General features: G+C 64.8%; 13 protein-coding genes. 9 read left to right on the top strand and 4 right to left on the bottom strand.

The features are described 5' to 3' along the window. The first annotated feature begins 30 nt into the window (after positions 1-30). From FJ978_RS12375 to FJ978_RS12365, 3 genes are read left to right on the top strand one after another with little or no spacing between them, the layout of a single operon-like run. A complete protein-coding gene (locus tag FJ978_RS12375) occupies positions 31-504 on the top strand; it encodes a CYTH domain-containing protein (RefSeq protein ID WP_140572333.1) in 474 nt (157 codons plus the stop codon). Continuing rightward, complete coding sequence (locus FJ978_RS12370; RefSeq protein WP_140572332.1) at positions 501-1439, top strand: CHAD domain-containing protein; 939 nt, start codon at positions 501-503, stop codon at positions 1437-1439. Before FJ978_RS12375 ends, FJ978_RS12370 begins: the two co-directional genes overlap by 4 nt. A gap of 46 nt (positions 1440-1485) precedes the next feature. Beyond that, a complete protein-coding gene (locus FJ978_RS12365; RefSeq protein ID WP_023768721.1) occupies positions 1486-2292 on the top strand; it encodes a hypothetical protein in 807 nt (268 codons plus the stop codon). A gap of 5 nt (positions 2293-2297) precedes the next feature. Here the strand turns inward: FJ978_RS12365 and FJ978_RS12360 are convergent, their stop codons facing one another. Beyond that, positions 2298-3098, bottom strand: a complete 801-nt coding sequence (locus tag FJ978_RS12360) for a helix-turn-helix transcriptional regulator (protein ID WP_140572331.1) — start codon at positions 3096-3098, stop codon at positions 2298-2300. Between the two features lie 113 nt (positions 3099-3211). Here FJ978_RS12360 and FJ978_RS12355 point away from each other — a divergent pair, with 113 nt between their 5' ends. After that, the gene (locus tag FJ978_RS12355; protein ID WP_140572330.1) at positions 3212-4090 is read left to right on the top strand and encodes an SMP-30/gluconolactonase/LRE family protein; all 879 of its coding nucleotides are present in this window, start codon (positions 3212-3214) and stop codon (positions 4088-4090) included. A 146-nt stretch (positions 4091-4236) separates the two neighbouring features. Then, on the top strand, positions 4237-4836 hold the full coding sequence (locus FJ978_RS12350) for a DNA-3-methyladenine glycosylase (RefSeq protein ID WP_041164514.1): 600 nt from the start codon (positions 4237-4239) through the stop codon (positions 4834-4836). A 368-nt stretch (positions 4837-5204) separates the two neighbouring features. Here FJ978_RS12350 and FJ978_RS12345 read toward each other — a convergent pair whose 3' ends face one another. Beyond that, positions 5205-5906 carry a phosphatase PAP2 family protein gene (locus FJ978_RS12345; protein WP_140572429.1) on the bottom strand — a complete coding sequence of 234 codons (702 nt, stop codon included), beginning with the start codon at positions 5904-5906 and terminating at the stop codon, positions 5205-5207. A gap of 29 nt (positions 5907-5935) precedes the next feature. Further along, positions 5936-6274: a hypothetical protein gene (locus FJ978_RS12340; RefSeq protein WP_013892067.1), complete on the bottom strand. Its 339-nt coding sequence runs from the start codon at positions 6272-6274 to the stop codon at positions 5936-5938. 171 nt (positions 6275-6445) lie between these two features. Here FJ978_RS12340 and FJ978_RS12335 point away from each other — a divergent pair, with 171 nt between their 5' ends. Continuing rightward, positions 6446-7840 (top strand): sensor histidine kinase, encoded by a 1395-nt coding sequence (locus FJ978_RS12335; RefSeq protein WP_013892068.1) that lies wholly within the window; start codon positions 6446-6448, stop codon positions 7838-7840. Next, on the top strand, positions 7837-8499 hold the full coding sequence (locus FJ978_RS12330; RefSeq protein WP_013892069.1) for a response regulator transcription factor: 663 nt from the start codon (positions 7837-7839) through the stop codon (positions 8497-8499). The genes FJ978_RS12335 and FJ978_RS12330 overlap by 4 nt, the downstream gene beginning before the upstream one ends. A gap of 134 nt (positions 8500-8633) precedes the next feature. Here FJ978_RS12330 and FJ978_RS32785 read toward each other — a convergent pair whose 3' ends face one another. Next, complete coding sequence (locus FJ978_RS32785; RefSeq protein WP_181176824.1) at positions 8634-9155, bottom strand: hypothetical protein; 522 nt, start codon at positions 9153-9155, stop codon at positions 8634-8636. A 459-nt stretch (positions 9156-9614) separates the two neighbouring features. Between FJ978_RS32785 and FJ978_RS12320 the strand changes: the two genes are divergently transcribed. Next, the gene (locus FJ978_RS12320; RefSeq protein WP_140572329.1) at positions 9615-11618 is read left to right on the top strand and encodes a PhoX family phosphatase; all 2004 of its coding nucleotides are present in this window, start codon (positions 9615-9617) and stop codon (positions 11616-11618) included. 131 nt (positions 11619-11749) lie between these two features. Next, on the top strand, positions 11750-11974 hold the full coding sequence (locus FJ978_RS12315) for a hypothetical protein (RefSeq protein ID WP_140572328.1): 225 nt from the start codon (positions 11750-11752) through the stop codon (positions 11972-11974). Positions 11975-11987: the final 13 nt, after the last annotated feature.

Below are 11987 nucleotides of genomic sequence, written 5' to 3'. Positions count from 1 at the left end.
CGCCTGCGGCAAACGCTTTAGTGCGCGGCCATGGGCAAGGAAGTCGAGCGCAAGTTCCTGGTCTCCAGCACCGCATGGCGGAACCTGGTCGAGGCGGATATCCGCATTCGCCAGTTCTATCTTGCCGCCGCGCCCGGCCGGACGGTGCGGATCCGCATCAGCGACGGCGTGTCCGCCAAGCTGACGCTCAAATTCGGCAGCAAGGCGCGCGAGCGCGACGAATACGAGTATCCGGTGCCTCTTGCCGAGGCCGAGGAGATGCTGGCCTTCGCGCTAGGACGTGTCATAGAGAAGACACGCCACCATGTTAGGCATCGCGGCTATCTCTATGAAGTCGACGTCTTTGGCGGCGCGCTGGCAGGACTTGTGATGGCCGAACTCGAGACGCCGGAAGACGTGCCGGACGAAATGCTGCCAGACTGGCTCGGCCGTGAAGTCACCGGCGAGCAGAAATTCTACAACGCGTCGCTCGCCCTCGGGGGGATTCCGGAGATCGCCGCATGAGTTTTCGCATCGACCCGCGCCTGCCGCTGACCGGTGAGGTCAGACGCATCCTTGCCGAGGAAATTAGCAAGGCACTGCTGCATCTGGACGCGGCGCAGAGCCGGCCGGAACAGGGACTGCACAAATGCCGCAAGCGGCTGAAGGGCGCACGTGCCTTGCTGCGCCTGGTTCGTTCCGGAGACGAAACTTTCTGCACGACCGAGAACCAGTGCTATCGCAATGTGGCGGCGCTGCTTGCAGGCCCGCGTGAAGCAACGGCGCTGATCGAAACCATCGACCGGCTGGCGGCAGGTTTTCCCAAGGAGAGCGCCGATGGCGGGCTCGATGCCGTGCGCGACAGGCTGGTCGCCCGCCAGCATGATCTGCACGAAGGCGCCGGCCTCCAGGCGGCAATCGGCGCGGCGACCGCCGCTTGCCAGGACGGCATGAAGCGGATCGAAAGCCTTGCCTTGCCCGACCAGCCGGAACAGGCCGCCGACGTGCTCGCCGAAGGCGCCCGCGTCACCCTGCGCCGCGCCAGGAAGGCGCTCGACAAGGCCGGCGCACGCGGCGAGGCCGACGATTTCCACGATTTGCGCAAGGCGGCCAAGACGCACGGCATGCACCTGTCGCTGCTGGGCCGGCTTTGGCCGACGCCGATCAAGGCGCGGCGCAAGGCCGTCGACGAACTGGGCGAGCGGCTGGGCGAACTGCATGATGTATTCGTCATGCGCGCGCTGCTCGAGGCCGACGACCAGCCGCTTGGGCCGCACGCGGATACGAAGCTTCTCGGCAAGCTGCTGAAGCGCTCGGAAAAGAGCTTGAGGAAATCCTGCCTTGCCGAGGCCGCCGACCTGTTCGGCGACAGCCCCAGGCACGCGACGAAAAGACTGGCCCGCAAGGCGCGCGACGATCTGGCCGGCCCGCAGGAAGACGCCAGCGCATCGGCCGGCTAACCGCGGCTGGTGTCCGCACGCCAGCCTGTGTTAATCACGCTCTGCTATGACCGCGCCGGCCGACACGCTTCTCGACCGCCTTGGCCGCTGGCTTGCCGGCCGGCTGCAGGAAGAATCCTCGGGCTATGAGCCCTACACGCCATCCGATGCCGAAACGCTGCGCCGCACGCTGGAGCCCGGCGACATCCTGCTGGTCGAGGGCAACCAGAGGATCTCGGCGGCGATCAAGTACCTTACCCAGTCGACATGGTCGCATGCGGCCTTTTATGTCGGCGATGCCTTGCCCAAGCCGGAAGACGGAGCGGAGCGGCCCCGGCTGATCGAGGTCACCATGGGCGAAGGCTGCGTCGCCGTGCCATTGTCGCGCTACCGCACCTACAACACCCGCATCTGCCGGGCGAGCGGCCTGGCACCGGAGGACCGCGACATGGTCGTCGCCTTCATGGTCGGCAAGCTTGGCTTGAAATACGACCTCAAGAACATCTTCGACATGCTGCGCTTTTTCCTGCCGACGCCGCCGGTGCCGGTGCGCTGGCGCCGCCGCATGCTGGCCTTCGGCTCCGGCGACCCGACGCGCGCCATCTGCTCGACGCTGATTGCCGAGGCGTATGGCCAGATCCGCTATCCGATCCTGCCCGAGATCACCCGCGCGCCAGGCCGCGCCTCGGCGCAGTCGAGCTATTCGCGCAAGGAAATCCTGCACATCCGCCACCACTCGCTGTACACGCCGCGCGACTTCGACCTGTCGCCCTATTTCCGCATCGTCAAGCCGACCCTGGAATATGGCTTCGACTACCGGGCCGTGACCTGGGACGACAAGGCTGCGGACGCGGAGACGAAGGCCGCCGAATAGTCCTTTCACGCCGGAAGCGGGCGCCGTCCTTTTGCCGCGGACTGCTCGGGCGGCCGCGCGCCGGCATCGCGCGGGTGCGGGCCGATCGGCATGATCGCCGGAAACGGCGTCGCGCCGAAGGCAAACGTCCATTTGTAGCCGGTGAGACCGTCCTCGGGCGTGGTGTGCTGGTCGTGATGGGCGAGCAGCCTGGCGCGATCGGCCAATTCCTCCGCCTCGCGCCGCACCATCTCCGCCGTCTCCGGCCGCATGCGCCTGGAGAAGCTGACGAAGGTCGCCTCCTTCTCGATGTGCGTGATGGCCCAGCCGATAAAGTTCTTGTTGGTCATCTCGAACAGCGGCCTGAGCGGGCCCTCGAAATTCCATTGGATCGGCGTCTCGACCAGCAGCCTCGCCGTGAGTCCCCGCCCGAGCGCGACAAGGCCGAGTTCCTCGAGGTCGCGCAGATAGAGGAACATCGAGGCCTCGCTCAGGCCTTGCGAGCGCATGATGCCTTGCGGCGTGAATTTCTCCGACAGCATGACGAAGATGAACAGCAGCGCCGGCCGGCCGGCCAGCCTGCGCTCGATCTCGGGCGCGATGTGGTTGACCGGCCCCGGCCCCCGGTTCATCGAGCCGAGCACGTTTTCCAGCTCGACGCCGGCGGCCGCGCAGATCTCGACCAGCCGGTCGAGCTTACAGTTCTTCTCATGGAAGATGCGCTTCACCGTCGGCTCGGAAACACCCATGCGCTCGGCAAGCTCGCGATAGGTGACACCCTTCGCCTTCAGCGTCCGCTTCAGCGCCTCGAAGATCAGACCGCTCACGGGATGCACCTCTTGCCGGGAGTTTCGTATCGATATTCGATACTAACAGCAATCAGGCTTCCCGAGAAGTATCGAAAATCATAGCTGTCCGCCATCATCACAGGAGACCCGCCATGAACCGCCTCATCATTTCCGCCCGCCTTATCTTCTCCGCCTTTGCCGCCACCATCGGTATCGCCGCCACACCGGCCGCCCAGGCCGGCGAGCTCTGGCGCGCCACGGGGCTCGAACAGCCGGAATCGGCGCTGTTCGACGCCGCCAACAACCGCATCATCGTTTCCAACATCGTCGGCAATCCCGGCGATGCCGACGGCAACGGCTATCTCAGTGTGCTGTCCCCGGACGGCAAGACGGTGACCCAGCACTGGACCGACGGCATGGACGCGCCCAAGGGCATGGCGATATCGGGCGGCAAGCTCTATGTCGCCGACATCACCAAAATTCGCGTCGTCGACCTCGCCAGCGGCAGGCTGGTCGCCAGCATCGCCGTGCCGAATGCCGTCTTCCTCAACGACATGACATCGGACAAGGCCGGCAAGGTCTATGTCACCGACATGCTGGCCGACACGATCTACCGCATCGGCGGCGACACGCCGGAACTGTTAGTCAAGGACCCGATGCTGGCCTCGCCCAACGGCGTCTTCGCCGATGGCAACAGGCTGATCGTCGCCTCCTGGGGCAAGGGCATCAAGCCCGACTTCAGCACAACGGAACCCGGTGGGCTGCTGGCCGTCGACCTCGCCAGCAAAATGGTCTCGCCGCTGCCCGGCGCGCAGAAATTCGCCTACCTCGACGGCGTCGTCGCCATCGGCGACACCATCTATGCCACCGCCTACATGACCGGCACGCTCTACCGGTACAGGGCCGGCAGTGCGCCGGAAGCAGTGGCGCATTTCAAGCCGGGCAGCGCCGACATCGGCACCGACGGCAAGTCGATCCTCTATGTGCCGCTGATGAACGAAGGCGAGGTGGTGGCATTGAAGCTCGATTGAGAACCGGCGCTTCGGGGCTATCCCGCGCCATCCCGGGCGACCATCGCTAACAGCCGTGAGGTGGGCCGTGGTAGGACTGTCCATCGACAACAACGGTCAGGGAGGTTTGGCATGGATGGACCCCTGAGAACCCGGCCGCCATGACGATGACCTCCTACCGCCCGATCGCCCGTTCGGAATTGCCTGACGATACAGCCGCTCTCGCCCGTTATCTTATCGGCAAGCTGGTGGTGCGCGACTTGCCCGAAGGCATGGCCAGCGGCCGCATCGTCGAGACCGAGGCGTATGTCGTCGGCGATGCCGCCGGGCACGGCTACCGGGGCATGACCTCGCGCAACCGTTCGCTGTTCCTCGAGCCGGGGCACGCCTATGTCTATCTCGCCTATGGCGTCTCATACATGCTGAACGTCTCGAGCGGGATGGAGGGCACCGGCACCGGCGTTCTGATCAGGGCTCTCGAGCCGCTCGAAGGCATCGCGATCATGCGGCGGAACCGCAGTGTCGAGCGCCTGCGCGATTTGGCGCGCGGACCGGGACGGCTGGCGATGGCGTTGCGGATCGATCGTTCGCTCGACGGGCTCGACCTTTGCCGGAAGGGCCCGCTATGGCTCGCAAGCGATAATCACCCACACGGCGAAATCGGGCAGGGCATCAGGATCGGCATTTCGAAGGACGCGGACCGGCCGCTGCGCTTTTATGTCAGGGGCAGCCCATTCGTCAGCGGTCCAAGGTCGCTCAACCGTTAAGGACGCGGCGGCCCTCCTCTTCCTGATGGAAGCCGGACGCGAAGAGACTTCCCCGCCAATTGCGCTCGGCGCGTCGCGGATGGTCGGAAGCAAAACGCCGGCGCGCTCGGCGCGTGTCTTCTGGTCGATACCGGCCAGGCCCATGCGGCAGCGATCATCGGCCAGATCCCGTGTTCATTTTTCTGGTACGTCCCGGGAATTGCAGGATAGGGTGTTTCTATCGGGGCTAGGGGGCAACGCAGTTGAAAATTTTCAGGACCTTGACGACGTCGGCATGCCTGCTGTCGACAATTTTCATGCTGACGGGCTGCGGGCACCTGATCAACAGATTGATCTGACGACGGGCCTGAGGGGCACCAGGCGCCCCATCAGGCATCGTCGCTCACCACCTTGCGCCGCTGCAGAAGCCGCGCCACCAACCAGCACAGCATCGCCCAGGCGAAGCCCGCGCACCAGCCCGCCAGCACATCCGACGGCCAGTGGACGCCGAGATAGATGCGGCTGACGCCGACCAGAACCGCCGTCAGCACGGCGAGCGACAGAACGTAGATCTTGGTCGCCCGGCCATGCAGGAAGCGCGCCGCCAGCGAACCGAGCGTGAGGTAGGTCACCGCCGACAGCATCGCATGGCCGCTCGGGAAAGAGAGCGACGTCTCGTTGACCAGATGCGAAACGAGTTCGGGCCGGGGCCGGTCGACGCCAACTTTCAACAGGCTCGACAGAAGCTGGCCGCCGGCCACGGCGACGAAGATGAGAAGTGCGGTTCCCGGCCTGCGGATCAACAGCAGATAGACGATCGTCGCCGCCGTGATCAGCACCAGCACGCTGGTGCTGCCGAGGCTGGTGATGTCGCGCATCGCCCCTTCCAGCCATGGCGGGCCGAGCGGCACGCCGGGCTGCCCCGCCTGGCGGAAGGCAAGCAGGATCTCGGTGTCGAAGCCATGCGGCTCGGTTGTCCGCGCCAGTTCCATCAGTTCCACGAAGCCCCATAGCCCGCCGGCGATGACCAGGCCGGCCAGCAGGACCGGGAATTCGATCCGGTTGAGCAAGGTGGTGGCGGTGTCTTTCATCGGATCGGTATCGCAGCCGTCATCTCGGGTCATCGTCCTTGCAGATAGGGCCCGAGCGTGATCAGCGCCACCGCGGCGATCGCCAGCAGGATGCCGGTCGCCTGCAGCGCGTTGACGCGCTCGCCGAAGAACACCAGCGCCACGACGTTGACCGAGACCAGCTGGATGACCGCCGAGAGGCTGAACGACACCGACATGCCGAATTCGCGGATCAGCCGCAGCATGATCAGATTGCCCAGCGAGTAGAGCGCGAGCGTCAAAAGGATCTTGCCCAGGCTCGGCGCCAATCCCCATTGCTTGGCCGCGGTCGCCGCCAAAAGGAAGATGACCGTCGAAAAGCCAAGCTGCAGCAATCCCGAAAAACTCAACGTCCCGTCCCTCCTCGAAGCGGCTGCCGCCGCCTGTGCCGCGGCCCTTGTTTCCGAAGCGCGCCGGGACGTCAAGCGACCTCGTTCAAACGAAGGTCTTGGCAACGGCAAGACAGAGGCTCAATGTATCGACGCCGCCCAGCCTGTCGATCGAAGGGCGGTCAGGGGCTCATGATACGCATCTTTCAGAACTTGGCGCGGCGCTGGAGCGAGCTTTCGCTCGCTGTGCAATTCCTCGTTGCCGGTGGTTTTGGCCTTCTGGTCGTCATGCTGCTGGTGGGTGCCTGGGTGACGACGCAGATCCGAGACGGCGTCACCCGCAATTCGGCCGCCACGACGGCGCTTTATGTCGACAGCGTGATCGCGCCGCTGCTGCCCGACCTGCGCAAGAGCGAGGAACTCAGCGAATCCGTCAAGCAGGCGCTCGACGAAACGCTCGGACAGGGCGCGCTCGGCAAGCGCCTGGTGTCGTTCAGGCTGTGGCGCCGCGACGGCACCGTGCTCTATTCGAAAGACTCCTCCCTGATCGGCCGCCGCTTCGATCTGAACGACCACCTGCGTTCCGCCTTCCAGGGCAACGTCGCTGCCCAGTTCGACACGTATGACGACAACGAAGAGAAAGAGCGGGCTTCGGGTGAGCCGTTGCTGGAGATCTACAATCCCGTGCGCGAACCCTGGTCCGGCGATGTGGTGGCGGTCACCGAATTCTACGAAATCGCCACCGATTTCAAAGCCACGCTGGCCTCCGCCCTGCTGTCGAGCTGGCTGATCGTGGCCGGCACCACCTTGACGGCATTCCTGCTCCTGTCGGGCATCGTGCTGCGCGGCAGCCGCACCATCGACGACCAGCGCGGAGCGCTGCGCCGCCAGGTGTCGGAGCTGCAGGACCTGGTGACGCAAAACAGCGCCTTGCGGCAGCGCGTACAGCGGGCGTCCCGCCGCGCCACCGCGCTCAATGAAAGATATTTGCGCCGTATCGGCGCCGACCTGCATGACGGGCCGGCCCAACTCGTGGCCCTGGCGGCGCTACGCATGGACAGCCCGGTGTTTACCGGCGATGACCATTGGGAGGGGAACCGCGCGACCGAGGTGGCGATGATCCGCAAGACGCTCGAGGATGCGATGCGAGAGATACGCGGCATCTGCAACGGCCTTGTCCTGCCGCAGATAGAGACGGCCGCGGCAACGGAAATATTGCGGCTGGCCGTCAAAGAGCACGAGCGCCGAACCGGAACGTCGGTGGCGCTCACGCTGCCAGGACAGTTGCCCGAACCCGGCGCTTCGGAGAAGATCAGCATCTATCGTTTCGTACAGGAAGGGCTGAACAATGCCTATCGCCACGGCCGCGGCAAGGATCAGGCGGTGGCTGCCGGAATGAAAGGCGGCCGGCTCTTCGTCGAAGTATCGGACGGCGGACCAGGCTTCGACCCGGCGGCACGGGTCGAGGGATTGGGGCTCGCCGGCCTCAGGGAGCGGGTCGAAAGCATTGGCGGCCAGTTCGAAGCCTTGACCGGACCGCAAGGCACGCGCTTGGTGATCAGTTTATCGGTTGAGGAGCAAGCATGACCGAAGCCATTCGTATCGCCATCATCGACGATCACCCGCTCTTTCGTGAAGGCGTGACGCGCAGCCTGTCGGAGATCGGCGGCTTCGAGATGGTCGGCGAAGGCGCGACCGCGCAGGACGCCGAACGCATCGCGTCGACGGCGCGGCCCGACATTCTGCTGCTCGACATCTCCATGCCGGGCGGCGGCCTGACCGCGGTTGCAGGCATCCTTGCCAACCATCCCGCCCAGAAGATCGTCATGCTGACGGTTTCGGAGGCCAATGCCGACGTGACCAAGGCCCTGAATGCCGGGGTACACGGCTATGTCCTCAAAGGTGTCGGATCGCGTGCGCTCGCCGACATCCTGCGCAACGTGGTGGCAGGCGAGAGCTATCTTTCGCCGATGCTGTCGGCGCGGCTGCTTTCCGATCTCCAGTCCCAGCAGCCTGCCGACGGCATGGCGGACCGGCTGCGGCAACTCACGGAGCGGCAGAGCGAGATCCTGCGGCTGGTGGCGGAGGGGCTCAGCAACAAGGAAGTTGCCCTGCGGCTGGATCTGCAGGAGAAGACCGTCAAGCACCATATGACCGGTGTGCTGTCGAAACTCAACGCGCGAAACCGCACCGAGGCGGCCCTGATGATGCGTGAGTTTCGTGACCGCGACCGGAACCGCGCATAGACGCCATCGCTATGCCGGCGCCATGGGGGAAACCGCGCGAGGATCGATAAAAACGAGGTCACCTCCGCCGGGGGCGGCGGAGGTGACATGCGAAGCCGGCCGTTGCCTGTTGACCAGCTTCACAAGGCCCGGATTCACAAAGCCTTAAGACGTTTGACATCGGCCGGCGTGGCCGGGCGGTCGACGATCGTTCGGTCGAGCGCATCCTGCATTCTGAAACGGCCGTTCTCGATCTTTTCCGTCAAGCCGTCCGGGTGCTCGACCGTGATCGTGCTGCCATTGATGTCGACCTTGTCGCCGGTCGCGGCGTTGACATGGCTGCCGCTCTGGCCCTTGCCGGAGGCGGCGCCGCCTTTTCCGGAATTGCCGCCGCTATTGCCATTGCCGTTCCCGCTGTTGCCGCCACCACTGTTGCCGCCGCTATTTCCACCACCGTTGCCGCCGCCGTTGCCACCGCCATTACCACCGCCATTACCACCGCCGTTGCCACCGCCATTACCGCCGCCATGGCCACCGCTGGCGGCCTGTGCGCTGGCGGCGTCGATTCCAAGGGCGGAGCCGTGAAAGGCAATCTGATAGGGGGCGAGAGTCAGCGCCAGGAAAGCCGCCGATCCGAGCGTCAGCCGTCGGCAACGGGCCGTGATCGATCCGTACATCCTGATCTCCGTCGATTGAGCCGGCGTGCCCATCCCAACGTTGCAGTGCAACCAACATCGCCGAAAGACGTGGTGACCGGAAGCGACCTCCGACCGTTGCGTTTGTCACCCAAGACCTTTGCAAGCGCAAGCTTGGACTAAAGTCCCATATCGCATGCCTGAGAACCCGCCTCGCGGGCAATGGAGCGGCCGCGCCGCGCATCACCGCCGACGGGGAGACAACAGCCGTCGAGCTTGAAGGTCACCTCTGGCGGGAGTGGCGGAGGTGACGGAAAGAACCCCTTGCCTGGCCTGTTCAAGAACCCATTTCGCGGCTCCCCGGCACAAGCGGACACGGCCGCCTTGCCGGCCTTCGTGGAATGTCGTTAAAAGCGACTTGCCGTGTCACGAAAATGTGACCGGCCGACTGTAAGGGGTCGAAAAACACAAGCTCCAGCCACTCCAAAGCCAGAGGCCCCAATGACCGAACACCGCGCCCCCGACGCCAAATTCCGCACCAGCCTGCTCGAGGAAAACGACGGACCGGCCATCAATCCCACCGACAACCGCACCATGGGCGAGATCATCGCCGCGCGGTTTTCGCGCCGGGGTTTCCTGAAGGGATCGCTCGCCGTCTCGGCGATTGCCGCCACCGTCAGCCCGCTGGCACTTGTCAGCGCCGACGAAGCCCGTGCCGCGGACGGCTCCGCCTTCAAATTCGACGAACTCGAGGCCGGCATCGACGACAAGCACCATGTCGCGCCGGGCTATGACGCCGACGTGCTGTTGCGCTGGGGCGATCCGCTGTTTGCCGATTCGCCGGAGTTCGATCCGGCCAAACAGTCGGCCGAAGCCCAGGCGAGGCAGTTCGGCTACAACAACGACTATGTCGGCTATATCCCGATCGACGGTTCCGCCGAGCATGGCCTGCTGGTGGTCAACCACGAATACACCAATCCGCATCTGATGTTCCCCGGCATCGTCAAGATCGTCGACAAGGACGGCAAGAAGGCGGCCGAAGTGGCGCCGCTCAGCAAGGAGCAAGTCGATGTCGAGATGGCCGCGCATGGCGGCACCATCGTCGAGATCCGCAAGGTCTCGGGAAAATGGCAAGTGGTGCGCGACGGCAAGCTCAACCGCCGCATCACCTCGAACACCGAAATGACCCTGTCGGGCCCGGTCGCCGGCCATGACCGCGTCAAGACCAATGCCGATCCATCGGGCACCAAGGTCATCGGCACCATCAACAACTGCGCGGGCGGCGTCACGCCCTGGGGCACCTATGTGATGTCCGAGGAGAACATCCACGGCTATTTCTCCGGCGAACTGCCGGAGGGTCACAAGGAGGCCGCCAACTACAAGCGCCTCGGCATCCCTGAAGGCGCTTACGAATGGGGCGCGCATTACGACCGCTTCAACCTGGCCAGGGAGCCTAACGAGGCCAACCGCTTCGGCTGGATCGTCGAGGTCGACGTCAACGATCCGACCTCGACGCCGAGGAAGCGCACGGCCATGGGCCGCTTCAAGCACGAGGGCGCCGAATCGATCGTCGCCAGGGATGGCCGCGTCGTCTTCTATCTCGGCGACGACGAGCGCTTCGACTATGTCTACAAGTTCGTCACCAAGGGCACCTTCAATGCCAATGACCGCGCCGCCAACAAGGACCTGCTGGACGACGGCACGCTGCATGTCGCCAAATTCGCCGAGAACGGTTCGGTGGAGTGGCTGCCGATCGTCTTCGGCCAGGGGCCGCTGACGACCGAAAACGGCTTCACCGGCCAGGCCGACGTGCTGATCGAGACACGCCGCGCCGCCGACCTGCTCGGCGCCACCAAGATGGACCGCCCGGAGGACATCCAGCCCAATGCCGTCAACGGCAAGGTCTATGTCATGCTGACCAACAATTCCAAGCGCAAGGCCGACCAGGTCGACGCCGCCAACCCGCGCGCCGAAAATGCCTTCGGCCACATCATCGAAATATCGGAAGAGGGCGGCGATTTTGCCGCTGCCAAAGGCAGGTGGGAAGTGCTGCTGAAATGCGGCGATCCCTCGGTGGCCGATGTCGGCGCCACCTTCTCGACGGCGACGACGGCCAATGGCTGGTTCGGTATGCCCGACAATTGCGCGGTCGATTCGGCCGGGCGCCTGTGGGTCGCCACCGACGGCCAAGGTCCGAAGGCCACCGGCCGCACCGATGGCCTGTGGGCGGTCGACACGGAGGGATCGGCGCGGGCGACCTCGAAACTGTTCTTCCGCGTGCCGATCGGCGCCGAGATGTGCGGCCCGCTGTTTGCGCCCGACGACCAGACCGCCTTCGTCGCCGTCCAGCATCCGGGCGACGGCGGCGAGGACTGGGACGCGTTTGGCCGCCCATCCTATTATGAGGATCCCTCGACCCGTTGGCCCGACTTCAAGCCCGACATGCCTGTACGGCCGGCGGTTGTCGCGATTACGAAACAGGGCGGCGGCAAGATCGCCGTCTGATATCAGGCGCCGGTTTGCAATTGCGGGATGGGCCTTGGCGATCCGGGGCCCATCCGGCCTGAACCGTTCAAGCCTCGGGAAAGATTGGCAATTTAGGAATGGCGCCCTAACTCTTCCTTCAGGAGACCGCCATGCCTAAGTCCGTTTATGACCGTGGCCTGCTCAAACCCGATGATATCGCCAGGCTGCAACGCGTGTTCGACGAGGCCTGCCGACGGCGCGAAGCGCATCCCGAATCCACCGAGGCGCGCGAGTTGGCTCTCACCCTGCTTGCGCTCCACAATGCCGGCATGGTCGACGAGGATATGCTGATGGAAGCCGTCGGTTTCCGGCGGCTGGAATCGAAATCGGCGTGAACGCCAGGGGCCA

It is taken from the genome of Mesorhizobium sp. B1-1-7 (assembly GCF_006442705.1).
Lineage (GTDB): Bacteria > Pseudomonadota > Alphaproteobacteria > Rhizobiales > Rhizobiaceae > Mesorhizobium > Mesorhizobium opportunistum.
This window is presented reverse-complemented; position numbering and strand designations above follow the sequence as displayed.

What these genes read in the sequence shown, in the direction of transcription:
- FJ978_RS12350 (WP_041164514.1), top strand. Translation starts at nt 4,237, where the DNA reads ATGACCTCCTACCGCCCGATCGCCCGTTCGGAATTGCCTGACGATACA.
- FJ978_RS12365 (WP_023768721.1), top strand. Translation starts at nt 1,486, where the DNA reads ATGACCGCGCCGGCCGACACGCTTCTCGACCGCCTTGGCCGCTGGCTT.
- FJ978_RS12335 (WP_013892068.1), top strand. Translation starts at nt 6,446, where the DNA reads ATGATACGCATCTTTCAGAACTTGGCGCGGCGCTGGAGCGAGCTTTCG.
- FJ978_RS12320 (WP_140572329.1), top strand. Translation starts at nt 9,615, where the DNA reads ATGACCGAACACCGCGCCCCCGACGCCAAATTCCGCACCAGCCTGCTC.
- FJ978_RS12330 (WP_013892069.1), top strand. Translation starts at nt 7,837, where the DNA reads ATGACCGAAGCCATTCGTATCGCCATCATCGACGATCACCCGCTCTTT.
- FJ978_RS12355 (WP_140572330.1), top strand. Translation starts at nt 3,212, where the DNA reads ATGAACCGCCTCATCATTTCCGCCCGCCTTATCTTCTCCGCCTTTGCC.
- FJ978_RS12370 (WP_140572332.1), top strand. Translation starts at nt 501, where the DNA reads ATGAGTTTTCGCATCGACCCGCGCCTGCCGCTGACCGGTGAGGTCAGA.
- FJ978_RS32785 (WP_181176824.1), bottom strand. Translation starts at nt 9,155, where the DNA reads ATGTACGGATCGATCACGGCCCGTTGCCGACGGCTGACGCTCGGATCG.
- FJ978_RS12375 (WP_140572333.1), top strand. Translation starts at nt 31, where the DNA reads ATGGGCAAGGAAGTCGAGCGCAAGTTCCTGGTCTCCAGCACCGCATGG.
- FJ978_RS12315 (WP_140572328.1), top strand. Translation starts at nt 11,750, where the DNA reads ATGCCTAAGTCCGTTTATGACCGTGGCCTGCTCAAACCCGATGATATC.
- FJ978_RS12345 (WP_140572429.1), bottom strand. Translation starts at nt 5,906, where the DNA reads ATGAAAGACACCGCCACCACCTTGCTCAACCGGATCGAATTCCCGGTC.